The 19,811-nt window shown below is 40.1% G+C and carries 15 protein-coding genes; 8 read left to right on the top strand and 7 right to left on the bottom strand.

The window, feature by feature from the left end; all coding sequences use genetic code 11:
* Window positions 1-10: 10 nt before the first annotated feature.
* From BW716_RS08740 to BW716_RS08770, 7 genes are read left to right on the top strand one after another with little or no spacing between them, the layout of a single operon-like run.
* The gene (locus BW716_RS08740) at window positions 11-478 is read left to right on the top strand and encodes a hypothetical protein (RefSeq protein ID WP_083722153.1); all 468 of its coding nucleotides are present in this window, start codon (window positions 11-13) and stop codon (window positions 476-478) included.
* A gap of 12 nt (window positions 479-490) precedes the next feature.
* Entirely contained in the window at window positions 491-2,698 is a 2,208-nt protein-coding gene (locus BW716_RS08745; protein ID WP_083722154.1) for a hypothetical protein, read from the top strand.
* Between the two features lie 11 nt (window positions 2,699-2,709).
* Window positions 2,710-5,403, top strand: coding sequence for an outer membrane beta-barrel protein (locus BW716_RS08750; RefSeq protein ID WP_083722155.1), 2,694 nt, complete (start codon window positions 2,710-2,712; stop codon window positions 5,401-5,403).
* Entirely contained in the window at window positions 5,400-6,170 is a 771-nt protein-coding gene (locus tag BW716_RS08755) for a GLPGLI family protein (protein ID WP_083722156.1), read from the top strand. Before BW716_RS08750 ends, BW716_RS08755 begins: the two co-directional genes overlap by 4 nt.
* Before the next feature lie 11 nt (window positions 6,171-6,181).
* A complete protein-coding gene (gene lepB / locus BW716_RS08760) occupies window positions 6,182-7,135 on the top strand; it encodes a signal peptidase I (protein ID WP_083722157.1) in 954 nt (317 codons plus the stop codon).
* Entirely contained in the window at window positions 7,132-8,694 is a 1,563-nt protein-coding gene (locus BW716_RS08765; protein WP_083722158.1) for an O-antigen ligase family protein, read from the top strand. The genes lepB and BW716_RS08765 overlap by 4 nt, the downstream gene beginning before the upstream one ends.
* 11 nt (window positions 8,695-8,705) lie before the next feature.
* The gene (locus tag BW716_RS08770; RefSeq protein ID WP_083722159.1) at window positions 8,706-11,354 is read left to right on the top strand and encodes an RICIN domain-containing protein; all 2,649 of its coding nucleotides are present in this window, start codon (window positions 8,706-8,708) and stop codon (window positions 11,352-11,354) included.
* Between the two features lie 336 nt (window positions 11,355-11,690).
* Here the strand turns inward: BW716_RS08770 and BW716_RS08780 are convergent, their stop codons facing one another.
* Window positions 11,691-11,912, bottom strand: coding sequence for a hypothetical protein (locus BW716_RS08780; protein WP_083722161.1), 222 nt, complete (start codon window positions 11,910-11,912; stop codon window positions 11,691-11,693).
* 598 nt (window positions 11,913-12,510) lie between these two features.
* Here BW716_RS08780 and BW716_RS08785 point away from each other — a divergent pair.
* Complete coding sequence (locus BW716_RS08785; protein ID WP_179091051.1) at window positions 12,511-12,804, top strand: transposase; 294 nt, start codon at window positions 12,511-12,513, stop codon at window positions 12,802-12,804.
* Between the two features lie 259 nt (window positions 12,805-13,063).
* Here BW716_RS08785 and BW716_RS08790 read toward each other — a convergent pair whose 3' ends face one another.
* Genes BW716_RS08790 through BW716_RS08815 form a run of 6 tightly spaced genes read right to left on the bottom strand, consistent with a single transcriptional unit; the run spans window position 13,064 to window position 19,391 of the window.
* Window positions 13,064-15,457, bottom strand: a complete 2,394-nt coding sequence (locus BW716_RS08790) for an ABC transporter permease (protein WP_083722163.1) — start codon at window positions 15,455-15,457, stop codon at window positions 13,064-13,066.
* A 15-nt stretch (window positions 15,458-15,472) separates the two neighbouring features.
* Complete coding sequence (locus tag BW716_RS08795; RefSeq protein WP_083722164.1) at window positions 15,473-16,027, bottom strand: hypothetical protein; 555 nt, start codon at window positions 16,025-16,027, stop codon at window positions 15,473-15,475.
* Between the two features lie 11 nt (window positions 16,028-16,038).
* Window positions 16,039-17,070, bottom strand: coding sequence for a hypothetical protein (locus BW716_RS08800; RefSeq protein WP_083722165.1), 1,032 nt, complete (start codon window positions 17,068-17,070; stop codon window positions 16,039-16,041).
* Window positions 17,071-17,125: 55 nt separating this feature from the next.
* Window positions 17,126-17,671 carry a redoxin family protein gene (locus BW716_RS08805; RefSeq protein WP_083722166.1) on the bottom strand — a complete coding sequence of 182 codons (546 nt, stop codon included), beginning with the start codon at window positions 17,669-17,671 and terminating at the stop codon, window positions 17,126-17,128.
* A gap of 51 nt (window positions 17,672-17,722) precedes the next feature.
* Complete coding sequence (locus tag BW716_RS08810) at window positions 17,723-18,037, bottom strand: hypothetical protein (protein WP_083722167.1); 315 nt, start codon at window positions 18,035-18,037, stop codon at window positions 17,723-17,725.
* Window positions 18,038-18,053: 16 nt separating this feature from the next.
* Complete coding sequence (locus tag BW716_RS08815) at window positions 18,054-19,391, bottom strand: hypothetical protein (protein WP_083722168.1); 1,338 nt, start codon at window positions 19,389-19,391, stop codon at window positions 18,054-18,056.
* Window positions 19,392-19,811: the final 420 nt, after the last annotated feature.

Genomic DNA, 19,811 nt, shown 5'->3' on the forward strand with positions numbered 1-19,811 from the left:
ACTATTTATCATGAAAGTAAGACATATCGTATGTTACATAATGGCGTCTATTGCTATATTATGTTGTTACTCATGCAAGAAGACTGATGCAAACCGGGAAGATGAGATCATTGCAACCGGGATAAAGGAAATCAAATTGCCTCAGCAATATAACTGGCTGGTCGTTCTTCCGGGACTTGGCTGCAGAGGCTGTATACAGGAAGCCGAAGCTTTTATGAAGACCTACGTAGAGAAGCCCAATATAATGTTTGTGTTGACGAAGGTGCAATCCATGAAAATTCTGGAGCAAAAGGTAGGAAAAACGCTACATGATCGCCAAAATGTTTATATTGACAAACAAGGATACTTTGATATCCCGACTAACAATACTATTTACCCATGTATTGTACAACTGGATAACGGCAAACCTGTACAACACCAGTTTCAATCACCGGCAAACGGGCAGGCATTCCAGTTGCTAAAAACAAAAATTGAGTAAGAAATTTCACGAATGAAGGTCTTTTTCAACTTCTTTTTAATCGTTAACCTGATCTGCAGCGGATCTAAGGTGTATTCCCAACCCGGTCGGGTATTGATGGATAGCCTGGCCCGGAGAATGAACATGTCCCTTTTAAAGGAAAGTATCTACCTGAACAGCGATAAGGATATCTATATAGCTGGTGAGAATCTGTGGTTCAATGCATTTGTGATGGACAGGCAGTCTTTTGGGCTGGCTGAAACTGATAAGATTCTTTACCTGGAAATTATGAGCCTGAATGGTGATACTGTGATATGGAAGGAGATGTATCCTGTTGTACACGGTGTGTGTGCAGGTCATGCTTACCTGCCGGTGGATCTCAGGAAAGGCAGATATTTATTGAAGGCGTATACAGGACATTCCTTCACCAGGGATCAACCTTATTTTTTTGCCACGGCTACTATACAGGTAGTGAAAGATCCCAGAGAGATCAGCAATAACTGGAAAGAAGACCATGATAAAACTCTACGTATTGACATTTTCCCGGAAGGTGGACAACTGGTGAGTGGTGTGACAAATACCGTGGCTTTCAGAACAGAAAGCTCATCTGTAAAGGGTAAATTGCTTAAAAACGGGGTTGTTATACAAGATATTGAGACAGAACAGGAGCATATTGGTGTATTTCAATTTACGCCGGATGCACAAGCTACTTACAGTATTCAATATGGTGGACAGGAGCAGCAATTGCCTGCTATCCAAAAAAATGGTGTTGCGCTACACCTGTTACATAATGGGAAAGACAGCATTACTTTCAGCATTGCTGCCAGTGGCTGGCAGGGCAATGTACTATTAAGACTACAGATGAATGGAGCCTTGCAGATGATAGGCGCCGGTGTGCTGCATGACAACCTGGTCATGAAGATACCGGTAAGCAGCCTCCCTGCCGGCATCGCAGAAGTTAGCCTTTTTGATGATCAATTTCAGGTACTTGCCAGCAGGTTGGTATATGTACATGCCGGGCGAAAAATGCATGTTCGCTTTAGTGGTCTGCAGGATACATATGGGCCTAAAGGTATGGTGACTTTGAAAATAACCACTACAGATGAAAATGGGAAACCTATGCCGGCAGCGGTGGGTGTACGTGTATACGACCGCTTGTTCGGCGACGCCAGGAGGAACAGGGATCTGACAAACTTCTATTACCTGACCTCACATTTAAGGGACACGCTTATTAATCCCGATCATTATTTTGACAGCAGTCACCCCCTTTCATTGGATACGTTGTTACTAACAAAGCAGGTGGTACAATATAACCTGAGTGAACGCAACCTGAAAGAAGATATGACAGTATTGCCCGATAGCTTGCTGTGTACAGCTGTAGCCATTCATGGAGCTGATAAAAAGCGCACTAACCTATCCCTGCTTTTCTTCAATTACGATAAAAGTGTGAACCGGGTAGGTATGACCGATGAAAAAGGACAGTTCTTCCTGAGACAGGAAGAGCTATCTGTTGGTCAGCGCTTCTTTATCAAGTATTTTTCTGACAAAGAATATGCGCTGCTGGTGCCCAGACCTTTTGATACTATTATGGCCATTGAATCAAAACGGAAGCCGGTATACTTTCTCAATGAGCGGCGTTTATTGCCCGGAGATGGTGGTAGCGGCCCTAACATGCTCCAATATGGTAATATGCTGAAAGAGGTGGTCGTAAGCTCCAAAGGGCGGGATTTTAATGACCCTTACCTGGGATTCCTGGACAGCATTGCAAAGTTCGAGGCCAATACCGACTTTGTAGGTGCATGCGGCTGGTTGAATTGTCCTGCTTGTGGGAGTGGCAAGAAACCAGTGGAAGGCGTCGTTTACTCCGAACTAAAAGATAATAAAAAGACGCTTGTATCCGGTCATCCTTTTTCATTTGGCGCTGATGACTATACAAAGGAAGCTTATCATTATCCAAAATATACAGAAGAGGAGCTGCTAAAAAAGTTCAAGATGGTTATTACAAAGGGCTTTTGGCAGCATGCTCCATTTTACCATCCGGATTATGAAAAGGAGGATACAAGGATGAGTGATACCCGGAATGTACTATACTGGAATCCCCTGGTTGTGACAAATGAGCATGGTGAAGCTACAATCCGGTTCTATTGTTCTGATATAAAAAGCAGCTTTGTGGGTGTAGCAGAAGGGGTAGCAGGAAACGGGTATGTGGGTACCGGTACTTTCGATTTTTCAGTCAGATAAATAGCAACAATATGCCAGGTAGGTGCCTGCTGATATATATGTCTATTCTCTTTATTTCTGCGCAGGTCATGGGACAGTCCTATGACATAAGGGGCGTATTGCGGGATTCAGGTTTACACCGTCTGCTCTATAACGGATCGGTCATATTGTTGCATGCAAAAGACTCATTTATTGTGGCAGATACCCGTGCTGACCAGGACGGTCGTTTCATTTTCAAAGGTGTAACAGATACGTCAAAGTATTTATTGTATTTTTCTTATCCGGGCTATGCAGGATATTGGTACCGGGTAGATGCCAGTCATCCGGATATAGGTACAGTCAACCTGTTTAAAAAGGAGAGATTGCTGAAAGAAATCATTGTAAAGGCAAAGGTTGCTAGTATCAGGATCATTGGGGATACGACGGAATATGTAGCGGATAGTTTTAAGATACAGCCCAATGCAAATGTGGAGGACCTGTTGCGGCAGCTACCCGGACTGCAGATTGATCAATTTGGAAATATTACGGCGCAGGGCCCAAAAGTGAAAAAGGTACTTGTAGATGGAGAAGAGTTTTTCAGTGATGACCCTACGCTTGTAACACGGAACCTGCGTGCAGATATGATCGACAAAGTGCAGGTATATGATAAACGATCTGATGCAGCTGTATTCACAGGAGTGGATGATGGGGTGAAGGATAAAACTATTAATCTTAAAATAAAAGAAGATAAGAATCATGGCATATTCGGAAAAACAGATGCGGGTGCAGGAACTGATGAACATTATGATGTACAGGGTATGTTCAATGCTTTTAATAAAAAGCGTAAAATGGCATTGTTTGCCACTACGGGCAACATTGGCAGAACAGGCTTAGGTAGTGCTGATAAACAAAAGATAGGATCGGGAGATAACGATAAAGGGACTTATACCGGCAAGGGATTGCCAACAGCTACCAGCATGGGCGCCCATTATGATAATGCCTGGAATGATAACGGCACATCCTTCAATGGCAATTATACCTACAACCTGATGAACGTGAATGGTGAGGATAGGATAATATCACAAAACAATCTGCCAACGGGGTTGATACTGGGTAATACTTATAATAAATTTGATAACAACTCCATTCGCCACGCCGGCAACGGGAAGTATGTATACCGGATAGATTCCACAGCAACACTTACCTCCTATGTAAATGGTGTGGTGATGGCCCTGACTTCCAATAGTGAAGGTTCAAATACAAATCTGAAAGAAGATAGTTCTTTTTTTTATGACAACCGGACCAGGAATCATAATGACTACCATTCTCAGTCGTATACAGCCAATGTATCGCTGGAAAAAAGATTGAAGGCAGGAAGAACTGTTTCAGTTTATTTTGACAATAATTTCTCAAATGATCGTGCAAGTGGTGAGAACTATTCTATCAGTACTTTCTATGGTGACAATAATCTGCCAGACAGTACTGCTATACTGGATCTGAAAAGGTCTATGAATGATGACTGGCGTATCAATACGCTCAAGGCATATTTTACTTCTCCCCTTTCAAAGCACCTGCATATCGTGTTCGATTATGAAGGAAGCAACAGCTACAGTAATGATGATAAACGATCACTGGACCCTGATAAAAATGAAAATACCAGTTTTAGTACAAAAAGGACAAGCGATGTTTGGTCGCATCAGGCGGGTGTAGCACTCAATTTTTCTACGGCCCAACTTATTATCAAAGCCGGTAACAATGTCCAGGCCATGCGGATGAATATAACCGAAGAGTTGGAGCATATACACTTAAAGCGACAATTCCTGAACTGGCATCCCAATGCCAGTATGCAATACACCGTTAAGCCATACAATGTGATCAACGTCAGCTATGTGGGCAATAGCACCACGCCGGAAAAAACACAGCTATTACCGATGGCTTATAATAATAGTCAGCTGGTGACCTGGCTAAAGAATCCCGGACTCAATAATAGTTTTACACATATTATAGGTGTGGGTTACAATTCTTCAAAGGTATCTACTAATACTTATACTGGTATCAGCGGCAACATCACCTTGAATAGTCGTCCTATTGTGCAGGACCTCTATGTTACTTCTGCAGGAGAATACATTTATCAATATGTTAATCTCAGTGGATATACTAATAGTAACTATAATGGCACTGCTTACTTCTCAAAAAAGATAATGAATGTACAAACTGTATTTGCATTATTTGGAGATGGTGGTACTGCTTATAGTTTGATAAATGACAGGGTGAACAAGTTGCGTTTTTCCAGCTACAGTGCCGGTATTGAGCTATTCGGATCTAAAGTTAAGGTTTATAGCATGTACCTGATGGGGCGTGCCGGGTATACTATGAATCAGTCTTCCCTGCAACCGGATAGCAAGAATGACTACTGGTTTGTGGAGGCTAAGCCTACGCTGGACATCTACTTCATGAAGCGATTTCAGCTGCACACTGATGTGAATTATTTATGGCAGGAAAAGTCACAGGCTTTCAGTGACAATTTCAGCAGGGTGATCTGGAATGCATGGATTGGCAGGACATTTTTGAAAAATGATCAGCTGACGGTTAAAATATCCTGTAACGATATATTAAATGAGAACAATGGTTATTCCAGGACGGCAACTAATACATTCTTCTCAGAGGAGCGGTATACTACTATACAACGCTATTTTATGATTGGCGCAACGTGGAGTTTTACCCGGTTTAAAACAATAGCACAATGAGGTATTTCTTTTTTACAGTTTTGCTTTTATTATCTGTACAGCTTTCTGCACAGCATTCCTCTTTTATGCGGAGTGGTAAGATCGTGTTTGAGCGAAGTGTAAACAAGTATACAGCAGTTGAAAACTTTGTAAGGGAAACAAGTGGCTTACCGGCGAATGATATTTATAATTATATGCAGGCATTCAGGGCTGGTACTTCACAGTTCTGGACCAGTTATTTTGAATTATTGTTTGACTCTGCACATACCTTATACCAGCCACAGGACCCTAATTTGAAATACCCGGACGATTTCTATGTCCCTGTAGCGTACAAAAACAAGGTATTGAATAACATCCCTTCCAGGGAATCCTTTATGGTCAGACAGGTATTTGATAAAACTTTTTATGTAAGGGATACCATGCGACATATACGATGGAAGCTGACCGAAGAAATACGTGAGATAGCAGGTTACCAATGCAGGCGAGCAAATGCATTAATAGCTGATTCTGTATATGTGATCGCCTGGTATGCCGATGATATCATGACTAAAGGAGGGCCGGAGTCATTTAATGGATTACCGGGTATGATATTAGGCGTAGCTATTCCTCATGAACACATTACGATATTTGCGCAGCAGGTGCAGGAGGAGGCTATGACTACGTTGACGTTACCCGAACAAACCAGGGAAGATATATTGACACATGCTACTCTTTTGGTCCAAATAAAGAAGATGTTGGCCCAGTTTAGGCTGAGTTATTCATGGATGAACTTTTTTATCGCTATGTAATTAAGGATTAAATGAAATCATTGTTTATTACCTATGCATTACTCTTTGCGGGGCTACTCATACCGGTATGTTTTGGTTTATACTGGTTATCGGGCATGCTTGCCATTCCATTTGCCATAATACTGGGCTGTGAATATATATTTCACCGGATGCCAGCGATGCTCTTTACATGCAGGCTATTGCTGGTGCTGGTGTATGTACTCATCTGCAAACTGTTTGTGTTTGATATCTTCCAGGTGAACAGCAGTTCTATGGAAGGTACAATCCTGAAGGGGGATGTGCTGCTGGTGAATAAGCTGGCATATGGGCCTATAAGTTTACAACCGGAAGATATTTCGTGGGTAAAACTTTTTTACAAGGGGCAACATAAAGACGTTGTGGACAGGAAGCGTGGTTATGAAAAGATCAGTCGGAATGACGTGTTTATCTATGAATTGTTCCCAGGGTATTTTGTTGTAAAGCGATGTGTGGGATTGCCACAGGATACTATCAAAATTGACAATGATTCCGCGTATATCAACAATCAGCTGTCAGGCTTTCCCAAAGATGGATACCAGCAATACAGGGAGCGGTTTCGTGACCGGTCGGGAGTAAAGAAAGCGGTGTCAATGATTCCTGAATCTGCTATAGACTCCGTGAATATTGATTCGAATGTGGTCATTGCAAATATGGCAATGTCCCAGTTGTCCGGTGATGCTATAGAAGTGGAACGGTTGCCTAATAAGTTATTGCAAGGAAAAACGCCGTACTTCCAGCCCGGTGTATGGACGATCAATAATATGGGGCCGCTCATTGTTCCACATGGTCATTATTTTATGATGGGTGATAACCGGCCTTATTCTGAAGATTCGCGATACCTGGGTTTTATACCGGAACAGCATATAGTGGGAAAGACAGTACTTGTGTTGTATTCTTATGGTGATAATGGATTTATCTTGAACCGTTTATTTAAAAAAGTATTATGAGCTTTTTATTTGCGGAGGGTATTGCTTTATTATTCATGTTCCGTTGTTTAAAGTGGAACGACCGGTTTATGTTAACAAGGATTGATGTGATCTTCTCATTGCTGGTAATTTATGTTTTTATCAGGAGTGAATTGCGGCTCACCTTGCGGCTTGTAGATGTTATGGCACTGGCAGGATGCTATGTATTTTTAAGGAGAGCACCTTTACGTTTCTTTATTTACATGTTTTATGGCATCATTGTATGTGGTATTATTGAGTCTTTATATGGGCTATTACAGTTGTATGATGTATTACCTGCTGAAGGACAGTTTAAGTTAACAGGGCATTTTTTCAACCTGGGTGCGTTTGCTGCTTTTATAGCATGTACTGTATGTATATCTATGGTGTTATTATTATTATTCAAAGATAAGCGGTATCAGTTGATCCCGTGGGTGAATGTGGTATTGGCAATTATTGTGCTGCCAGTGACCTATAATAGGACGGCCTGGATCATCTGCCTGGTAGTTGGTCTGTTTTTGTTTCTATCCAGACGGATATGGGTGTTAATGATAGGGATCGTAATATTGACAGGAGCATATTTTATAAAAAAGGATTCTGCTGATGGCAGGATGCTGATATGGAAGGTAACGATCGATATGATTGGTCAACAGCCGGTATGGGGCGTGGGATATGACCGGTTTGCTGCAAAGTACATGAACTACCAGGGAGCTTACCTGGCAGCGAGGGGTAGTAATGAGGAGGGGCAACTGGCAGACAATGTGTATTATGCTTTTAATGATCTATTGCAAGTGACAGCGGAACTTGGTCTTATCGGAGGTGTTGGTGTACTGGCATTGCTGTATTGCTGTTTTAGTATCAGGCGGGGGAAGCGTTTATTATGGACTGGGCAGGGAATTGTGTTGGCGTATGTGATTGCAGGATTGTTTTACTATCCTCATTTCATACTATCACTGAAGGTGGTGGGTTTAATAGGATTAGCGTTATTATCCAGGCTGGATAAGCGGGTATATCAGGGCAGGATACCTCCGGTTGTGCTGATAGCTCCAGCTATTGGCATAATAATATGGATACTGCCATTGCAATATGGCTATTACTATTGGGGGAAGGCGCAGGTAGCTTTCAGGCAGCTGCAGATACACCGTAGTCTTGACTATGCCAGAAAAGCCAGGCCTGTGATGAAGCAGAATGGCGAGTTCCTGTCTGAAACAGGGAAAAGCTATATGCTGGTAGATTCACTGGATGAGGCAGCGGAATATATGAGGCAAAGCCAGGCGTATTTAAACAACACGGTGATTGAGACAAATTTAGGGATCATCAGCTTGCAAAACAAACAGTTTGCCGATGCAGAAAAGCATTATAAGCGGGCTTTATGGATGGTGCCAAACCGTTTCTTTACAGAATACCTGTTATTGGAGCTATATACGAAGGCTCATGAAGACAGGAAAGCTTGTGAGCGTGCCAGGATTATATTACATAAAGATATGAAAGTATACTCATCAGCTGTGCGGGAGATAGTGGACTCTGCGAAAAATTATTACGATCATCATTGTAGTCAATAAAAAATTCCCTTATGAAAATTCCTTTGTTAATCCTTCTTGTGGTACTGTTATCATCATGTAAGCACCGGAGTGTAGAAGAGGAAGTGATCAGTTACTTTGAGCAGCAACGAAACCCTGAGAAGCTGCAGGCAGCCAGGTACCTGCTGGCCAATATGAAAGGGCATTATAGTTTGTCCGGCCCTAACTATGGCAAATACGTAAACGTATTGCATGAGGTATCCGGGTATGTTGAAAGCAAAAGAAAGAATGCTATTACGGACCTGATGAAGGTGCATGCTGTGGATGATATTTTTTCAATGGAGAAAGATGACAGCACGATCACGGCAAAATACCTGATCGACCATATTGAAAACATTTATAGTGTGTGGGAAAAAGTGCCATGGAGGAATGACTATAGCTTCGAGCTATTCTGTGAATATGTATTGCCTTACAGGATAGAGAATGAGCGATATAGTAATTGGGTCCGCCCTTTTAACGAGGCATTCTCGGGGATCTTCAAAGAGGTATTTTTTAAGGGAGGTACTGTGTATAAGGCAGTGAATTATTGCAAGGATACTACACAATACTTGTCTATGCTGGACTCGGACAGTACTACAATGGTGAAGTTGGAACCAGGAAAGAATAGTATCATCTTTGATCATGTACAGATAGATAAACCCGGGGAAAAATGGATCAGGATTCAGTATACCAGCGGGCAGGATTCAGCTAATGTGTTGATGGTATTCAATAAGAAAGATACGGTTGTACATTCTTTAAGTACATCCGGCACCATCTATTGTTATCCCAATAATCAATGGCGGATCAAGAATGCTTTTGAGGAAGGTGATAATACAATTGAGATCAGCGTGCGGAATCATCCGATAGGACTGGATTATATTGATATTATTCCAATAGAGGATTTTCATAGGAACGGGCTGACAGATGGAGGTCATTATATGATTACCAATGCAGGTAATGGTCAGGGGTTAGCAGGGAAAAAAGTGTTGAATATGCAGAACATCGATTATGGTTTCTTTGTATTGAGGGATTCATTGCAGGCCCTTGGGTTGCGATGGAATCCTTACTATAGCCAGGATACATCAAAGATTGAGGCATTTACAGGAAAGGATAACCAACAGTGGTTTATTTCAGGTGTAGATACCGGATATTATAAAATCATCAGCAAGGTCAATGGAAAGTGCCTGGAGTTTTCGGTAGATGGGCATTTAACAGCAACCAGGGAATATAAAGGATTGCCATCTCAGCAGTGGCTCTTTAAGCAGGTAGGTACTGGTATAAAGTTCGATCCGAAAACCCATGTGCCTCAAAATACCCCATTGGAGTATGCCTGCAGGGTGAAGGACGCTATCAATTTTCAATGGATGTTCTTTGGTAATTATTTTCCTGCTTTGCCGGCAGATGAAATATTGAAGATACATATGGGTGATTGCCGTGAGCAGTCGCATTACCTGGTATATATTCTGCGATCATTGGGCATACCAGCTGTAAGTGAGGTCAATCCCCAGCGTCCTTATAAGGACATGGGCCATGACTGGAATGCGATCATTGGCAGCAATGGTGAGACGATCTATTATCAGTTGGATACAAAGCCTGGCACAGGAAAACCAGACTCTCCCATTGCGAAGATCTATAGAAGGACATTTAAGACAGAACCTACTTCACTGGCTTTAAATAAATACCCACATGAGATAATACCTGCGGCGTTTGATAATCCATATATGAAGGATGTGACCAAGGAGTATTTTACTACGCGCACGATATCTGTGCCAGTCTTTCAACAGGCGCATGGACAACATGTATATTTATGTGTATGGGATGATGCCAAATGGCTACCGGTGGGTTGGGGCGAAATCCGGAATGGCAAGGCAACATTTAAGGATGTTGGGTTAGATGCACTATATATGCCTATGATATTTGACAAGAAATATACAGCCATTGGGAAACCATTTGTGGTGAAAGATAGTAGTATTGTCTATATTTCAGTGAATCCTGAAATGAAGCAGCAGGCAGTGCTGACCAGGAAGTATTGGTGGCCGGCTAACCATTTTATGGACTACAGGTTGAAGGGGGGAGAATTTCAGGGTGCCAATAAAGAAGATTTTTCAGATGCGGTGACGTTCTATACGATTAAGGAGAAGATCAAACCGGTTTATTATAATATTAGGGTCAATGATCAAAAGATGTATAAGTACTACCGGTTCTGGAGTGTGCCATATAATTACGGGAATTTGGGTGAAATGAGGTTTTATGGAAAGGATGATCATGAGTTGCAGGGAAAAGTGATTGGGAATGAAGGGAGCTATAAGTCACTGGGAAATGGGCGGGAGAATGTGTTTGACAATAATATACTGACCTATTATGATGGTAAATCAAGGTTGGAGAGCTGGGTGGGGATAGCTTTGAATACTCCACAGGCGCTGGGTAGGATAAGATTTGTACCGAGGAGTGATGGGAATTGTGTGGAAACGGGAGATAGTTATGAGTTGTTGTACTGGGATAATAAGGGGTGGGCATCATTGGGGGAAGTAGTGGCCCAACAGGATTCACTGGTATATAGCAATTTGCCCAAAGGGGCTTTGTTCCTGTTGAAGGATAAGACGAAGGGAAAGCAGGAAAGGGTGTTTACGTTGGATGAAAAGGGAAGGCAGGTGATGTGGTGATATGATTTTCAGTAATGGTCGATGACAATCGCTGGTAGGGGATGAACGCGACAGATGATTCAGGTAGCCTCTCATGATCCTTATCAAGCCTTCTAAAGAAATTCAGCCAGGAAAAAGATCGTTCAACCTGCCAACTACCTGCTTGTGGAACAAAGCCTTTTACAGATAGTAGTCTCTGGGTTATCTGGATATTCCAATTATAGTAGTTTTCGACCGTATCACTGAATTCACCTGTATAAGCCTTATTAGTACGAATCAACTTCATTCTGGAACTAACGGTTTCTATTTAGCCCTGAAATTGGCGGAAACTATGTTTCCGCCTTTTGCTTCTTCAGTTCATTTCTTACAGGCACTGGTGCACACATGTCCTTTTTCTCCGTGTGCATAAATATGCTTGCCACTATCATGGCATGCCTGGGTACATACATGGGCTTTCATCTTCATTTTCTTCTCTGTCTTAGCTTTTGGAGCATCCTGCTTTTTATCCTGCGCTATAGTAGCCAGGGAAAAATGTCCAATCAAAAGCGTTGCAATGAAAATTTTAAGGATTGATCTCATGGTAGTTTATTTAAATTGTTATTGAAGTGTTACTTTAATAATATTGCTGATAGCAGTCAACATCGTCCTCTCATTTGGGCAAGGAACAGCAGCTAATACCTTTGATTCAGTTAAAGGAGTACCTGCCAGAGTGAGCCACTGCCAAATCCGGTATCCGATTTTTCCACGAACCATTGTCCCATAGCTTTATATGGTCAGATACGTCTCCGGTAATAAGTATATCATCCTGATAGTTCAAAAGGACACCCGGATAATCCGGTGCAAAAAACAGATCATTGATCCAGCCATATCATCCTTCTGAAAGGCTGCCAGCTTCAACACAGAATCAGATAAATGACACGTCTTTAGCAGTCTATAATTCATTTCGGGTGCATTTTAGTAATACAAAACAAATGAAAAGGTATCCCACAGATATTGCAGAATTGTAACAAAAGTATCACAATGACTATTCCGGGGTTTCATTTAGCAACTTAGAACATGTTTAAATTTCTAAACGACTCATTTTAGAAGAATATTAATGAATGCTACCTATTACCAGGGAAGAATTTTGTATTGCACAGCAGTGATAATACGGGTATTATATTTATTCACTAGCGTTTTGATATTAAGCTGGGGCAATTACAATGAAGGAGGATTACTGATCGAAAGCCTGGAAACACATAAACGCCTGTTTGGGTGTTATCCAGAGTGGATATTGGCAGATCAGTTGTTCGGGACACTTGAAAACAGACGATTCATGAAGGAAAAAGGGATCTGTTATGTTGGCAGGCCATTGGGCCATCCCTCACCGGATAGTAAGCAGCAAAAGCGATTATTATTAAAAGAGATGCCGGAACGAAATGCGATTGAAGGGAAGTTTGTACAGGGGAAAAAATGCATACGGTCTGGGTAAGATAAAAGCCCGGCTCAAGGATACAGCTGAGAGTTGGGTAATGTCAATATACTTTGTTATGAATCTGCTGAAACTGGCAGCAGGTTCTTTGTTGTCAGCACGCCAAATCTTTTACTGGCTATTAGCAGGGTGCTATTTGACCATAATAGTGAATAGACCCGATGCACAATTTATACCCCGATATATGAGACATCATGAATGGTAAATGGTCATGGTGCTAAAATGAAATATAATTGATCGGGAACTTATTCAGCAGGCCCTAATTACTTTTCAAATATTTAACCGGACTTGCCCCTGCAATACTGCCAATCTGAATAGCCAGCGTGATACCTGTAGTAATTAAAGACAGTACTGTCGTGACAATAAAAGCTCCAAATGGCATATGTATTCTGTAAGCAAAATTATCTAACCAATTATTTGCCCAGAAAAACACAACAGGATACGCCAATAAATTGGCAATGAGCACTAGCCACAGATACTTCCTGCTAATCATGGTAAGTATTGTTGTAGAAGATGCACCTAATGTTTTCCTGATGCTGAATTCCTTTAGTCGTTGCCTGATCATGAAAGTAGTCAAAGCAAACAATCCGATCAGGGCAAGCATCAGTGAAACTGTAGAAAAAATGTAATAAATATTCTTCAATCGCTCATGTTCTGCATTCAGCTGGTTATATTCATCTTCCAGAAAATCATACCTGAGTGGGTATCCAGGATAATAACGTTCCCATATTCCTTTAACTCCCCCTATCACCATCATTTTTGCACGATCATCTATTTTAATAAGCAGATTGCTTGTACCTGATGAACCGATATGAGTATTAATCATGTAAGCAGATGGACTTACTTTTTGTTCAAATCCATGATACTTAAAGTCGTTAATGACACCTACCACAGTAAGCGGAAACCGCTCTCTTCCTCCGTAAATAGTTTTCCCCAGCATATTCTTCCCCAAAAGATCTGCTGCCGCTTTATTTAATACAACTGCATTTTCTGAGTCAAGTCCGTATTCCTTTGAGAATAATCGTCCCTGCTGTACCTGAACATTCAGTGCATGAAGTGTCTGATAACCAACAGAAATAAGAAACATCTTTTTTATTTGACCTTCATAAGACGTCTCAAATAAAAAATCATCTTCCTGATTGCTCTTTTGAGAACTAACACCTGCATATTTAACACCTGGCAGTTGTTCTATTTCACTTATCATACGAGGATTGACCGGAGATTCAATATGCAACAACCCCATTGGACTAAAGCCCAGATCGCTTTTTTGCATATACCTGATCTGCAGCGTCATTACGATCAGAGAAATAATAAAGACGACGGTGATAGAAAACTGAAGTACGATAAGCGTATTGCCAACAAACTGTCGCCTATTCATTGATCCATTTTCATCCCTGAAAGCACCCAGAGGGCTAAAATTCGTAAGAAACAGACATGGATAAACAGCGGACAACATACACGTCATGATGAAAATACCGAGAAGCTGTAATACAAAAACAGGTAGATTAATATTTTGCTTCAGCGAAATCGATATCTGAAAAATGTCATTGATAAAAGGCAATAGCAATACGGAAAGTAAACAACTTAAAAGCAAGGCTGTAAGACATTTAACGGCAACCTCTCCTAATATTTCTAACATCAGATGAATTCTGGATGCGCCTAATATCTTTTTGACACTTATGCTTTTTATACGGTAAAATGACGCGGCAACGGAAAGGTTCGTAAAATTCGTAATAGCCAGCAATAATAATAAAACAGAGAGTCCTATTAGTGGGGCTGCAATATTCATGATCCCTTTACCCTGCAAGGGATGGATATGTATATCTTCTAATGATTGTAACCTAAACCCATCCGGCAATATTTTGTTATGTACAGTCAGGTTATGGTTCCGTCGTGAATCGTATAATATGCCCATTTCCCGGGCATATATACCATATGCAAGTGTTTGCAACCGCTCTGTGTTTGCACCGGGATTTAGCCGCATAAAGATCCTGCAGGGCATCGTTTCTCCCAGATCTGTAGGGGGAATATCCAAATTTCCACTACTGGAATGATATATAGCAGTAAAGTGAAGCAGCGATGGTAACGCTGGCAATTCAATTACCCCCTCTATCTGATATGATATTGATTTGTCCTGGTTCCATCGCTTTAAACTGACAGATCTACCCACTACTTCTTTTGTACCAAACCATTTCTTTGCAAGCGATTCTGAAATTACTATTGTGTTAGGATTTTTTAAAGCCGTCTTTCGGTTACCGGCAATAAACTTATAAGGGAATACATCAAAAAAGGAGCTATCGCAATCAAGCATATCCTTTTCAAGAAATGAATTGTTTTCCGTAGTTATCCCAATCTGTCCTCTTCCCCCTGCAAGACTAATCATGGTAAGGGCCTTTACATCAGGCATGCCGGATTTGAGGGCAAATCCCATTCTTGAATCACAGTAGTAGGTCCATTCTTCCTTATCATAAGCCTCATCCAATACACCTGCACCATATATGTGTTTTAATTCCGGAGACCAGCGATCATAATTCAGTTCATAGTTCAGGTATAAAGTGATCACAATCAGACTGGTCAGACCTAGAGCCAATCCAATAATACTTATAAAGAATGTAGTATTATAGGTTTTCCTGTTTAAAAGAATACTCACCATAAGTGTGGAATAATATTATAACGCAGCTAAATATTCTTCAAAAAGATTCATTCTACCGGATTTAGGCATAAAGACATCATGCAATTGATTATCTTTTCCCAGCACAAAATAATACGCACTTTCACCCGCTTTCTTATCGATATCTATCTTATTTTTTCCGACAATAAAGATAGGGTATCTAACCGAAAATTCCTGCTTAACCGCATTTACTGATTGAAAATCTGCAAATACCGCTACGTTATACTTTAACTCATGGGCTTTCATTTCTAATACTTTCAGACTCTGCGCAATACAAGTGTTACAGTCAGCTGAATGTATTCTTAAAATGAGAAGTGGTTTTGTTAAGTGAAGATTCCCGATAACACTATCAGCAACAGTAAATTTATTGTACCCTATAATCAGGTTGTCATTTAAATAGGATGCTTTTGCTGTAACTTCTGCGATTTGACTTTCTTTCGCTGCAAGCACAAAATTTAATTGTCTGATCTGTTCAGAAGAGTTTTTAAGCCGCATTACAAAAAAAACATCCAGTGCGGACAATATTACGATAACAACAATTCCTAGCTTCATATATCATTGTATTATTGGTTAATTTCAGCAGGTAAATCATAACGCACAACTGCTGGTTTGCTTTCATTCCTGTATTTAATCGTATATAACCTGTTTTGCTTTTCATCTACAGCAAAAAACCCCAGATACGACTGATCCAGATAATAAATTTTTTTCAGCTGCCCATCCCATGAAAATATATGTAACTCCATATTTGAATTTTCCTGAAAATAATTGGCATACTCCTTATTCAGGCATAAAGCGTAGAAATAATTATTACCTCCGTAAGTAGTTATATAATAAGTTTTAGTATCTGCATAAGGCAGCATCGTATTTCCAGGCTTAATAACCGGTACCGGGCTTGTTGCCGCATTTTCAAATATAGATGTCTGGATCTTATTACTGTCAGGTATAACAAAGTCTACTCTTTTAAACAAGGTCATTGCAGAGGCCATAATACCTTTCTTCATATTAAACGCATTCTGCGCATAGTAGTAATACGCTTCCGCGCTGGCAGGGATATCGACACTATCTACTTTACTGAAATTCTTAATCCAGCTTGTTTTTCTCTTTTTTATATCATAAACAAAAAACCGCCCTTTATAACGTGAGCTGATGCTACTACCATAAATCAGACTATCACGCCATCCCAATAAAGATGCATATCCTGAAATTAAATAAGGTGGAAGCCTTACTGTCCACTCCGGTCTTACAATTGTATCCTCCAGCACTTTTCTAAAATTGAATTTAAGGTATAGGTTTTTTCTATAGTCAGTTAGGTAAAAATAGGTCTCATTATCCTTTACATAATACTGATTGTCATACCTTGGGTTCATAAACTGGTAGCTACTATCGCCCCTGGTACCATATTTGCCCAAAAATTTGAGATCCCTGAGTGCATAAAAATTTAGATATGCATTGCTATGTGGAGTCACTATTACTAAAACTGTATCAATGATACCAATGAAAGAAATTTCTGCACTATCGATCCCGGCAACAGGGTCCCCTTTTAAGGTATCTATTTTTGCTGTCTCTTCTTTTATAATGATTCTGTTATATTTCATTTTATCACTTTTACAAGCCAGCTGACACAGAAATATACTTAAGCCTAATAAGAGTTTATTCCGACATGACTTTATCATGGATGATTGTATTATAAAATGAATAAATTGTTTCGTTACTAACCGGATCTCCTATCATGACGACTTTATCATTTTCATCCAATAAAAAAGTTCCCTGAACATATCTGTCAAGATGGCGATTTAATAAGTAATAACCACTCGTATCCAGATATATGTAAAATGCGGGTTTTGTACTATCTATGAATTCCCGGAAATACGTATCCGGCTTCCCCTGGGCTACAAAAATGATTTCTTTGACATCCATTTTTTCTTCTGACAGAAACTTGTTCCATTCATCCATTTTCCGGATGCAGGTTCCACAACTGGTATTGATGAATGAAACAATTTTATACGCTCCCTTATGTCCAGCTACGCCATTGGGTGTATAATACAAGGAGAGCGAATCCCGGGTATTTATCCTATGCCCAACTACATCACTGTAGTCATTCAGATAGGACATCAATGCTTTCTTCTTTTCAATATCATTATTACAGGCACATACCTGTAATAGTAAGACGTATATAATAAATAAGTTTTTCCACATCTCCTGTTTTTTTATAATGAGCCATCCTTATTTAAGGATGGCTCATGTTCATTACTTTTTACAAGTAGATTGATCTGAATAGGTACCGGCGGTTGTCTCAGTGCATCCATTACATTTTGTAATGGTAGTGGACCCTTCGCTATAAGTACTATAGCAATAGATCTTCCCGCCGCTTGTGTCTCCGCTTGTATCTGTTGAGGTAACAGTACCAGAGGTACCTGTAGAAGTAACCGCCAGAATGCCTAAAACGTTTCCGTTTTTTCTTAAAGCGATGTCATAATTCGCGAATGCATACTGGATGTTAAAACCAACTGCAAATACAAAAGTTGCAATACCAATTGCTTTTACTAATTGCTGTTTTGTCATTGTTTGACTTTTAAGGTTAATAATCGGATTTATTTAAAAAGTGAGCTTTCTCGGTATCCAGTAAGTGCCGCAGTTCAGTTTTCAGCGTGTCTGAATCATGCCATACGAATGTGCGTTGATAAGCATAGATACCTAGTCCGGAAAAATACACGATGATCATTGCGGCGTATAAATTTCTTAGTTTTTTCTTTCCTGAAATTAGTTGATCAAACAACCAGGCAAGTGAGAAAAAGATGCCTGCGGCGGCTAAATAGGCATAACGGTCTGCGACTAATTCAAATCTTTTCAGGGAAAATAAATTCAGCACAATACCGATGTGTATGAGGAAAAACACAAAACCAGCAAGCAGTATCCGCAGCTGTTTATAATAACGATACAGACAATATCCCATTATGAGTATTATAAATGGATATATCCAGAATCGCAGCGGTAATGGTTCTCCAGGGTTATTGGGAAAGACGTATAAATAGGATAATTTAAACGGCAGCAGGCACTTGGTCAGGTATTCGATCAGCGTATAGGATGCCAGTATTATCCTTTGATAAAAGGGGTAAATTTTTTGACCTTCCATATTCGCTGTCCTACCCTGTGATATTATTGAAAGAATACCAAAAAATATGGATAGCAGAAAGAATGGAATTTTCTCAAGCCAGACATTCCATTTATGTACATTCCGTTGTAAGAAATAGTCAAACAGGATGAGACATACAGGCAAGGTAACAGCCTGTTCCTTTGCACCAAAGGAGATAATAAAAAACAGGATGACTAGAAAATAATACCGATATTTCTCTGTAGTGATGTACGTGATGTAAAAATGCAGGGCTATCAAATAGAATAAAGTATAAACAATAATCTTTGATGCCGCCATCCAGGCCACTGCCTGTACGAGGAACGGATGAATGGCAAATAATAACGCCGTAATAAATGGAATGCGCCAGGCACCGGCCTGCTCCTTATTTCCGGTCAGTAGGATTCTGAGTACAAGAAAGTAGAGTAATAGCACGTTGGAGATGTGTACCAACAAACTGGCAGCATGAAACCAAAATGGATCATATCCAAAAAAGGTATACAACAAAATATAAAAAAACTCATTGACAGGTGCATACTGTCCATGGTAAAATTCAGTCAATACATTCCACAGATTATAATGATTCAATCCCTCTTCAGTATAGGAGTTAATGACGACCCACTGGTCGTCCCATTTATACTGAAAATCATTATCAAAAACCTGCTGGTAGGTGATAAGACAACATGCAATCAAAGAGACAATAACAATTAGATTTATCGTCTTTATTTGGATACGGTCGCCTGAAAATACCTGTGGAATAAATTGACTTTTGACTGAATTATTCATTCGATTCAAAAGTGAAAACATAAACAGTAAATGAAATATTAGGTATGTTTTAATGGTAATTAAGCACAGCACCTTCTTACGTGTAGCATTGTCTTTCCTCAATGCATACGCACTTTCTGGTCCATTTTTCCTGAACCGGATATGGGTTAAATATGTCGAAACTAATCTGTTATAGAAGCTAACTTAAGGATCTCACTAAGTGAGATTAATTAACAAACCTGATAGCACGACTCATAGGCACAACTGAAGTAAAAGTAAACTTCTAACTTTGGAAAGGATTGGGTTTAAACTGTTATATAATAATAACTTATAGGTTAAACACAGAAATTGATTGATCTAATGGTATACTTTCCTCGCTGGATCAAATATAAATTACATTTTTGGTAATATCAATATTTTAATAATGAAGTTGTTTACACT

Source organism: [Flexibacter] sp. ATCC 35208 (assembly GCF_001975825.1).
Classification (GTDB): Bacteria; Bacteroidota; Bacteroidia; order Chitinophagales; family Chitinophagaceae; genus Chitinophaga.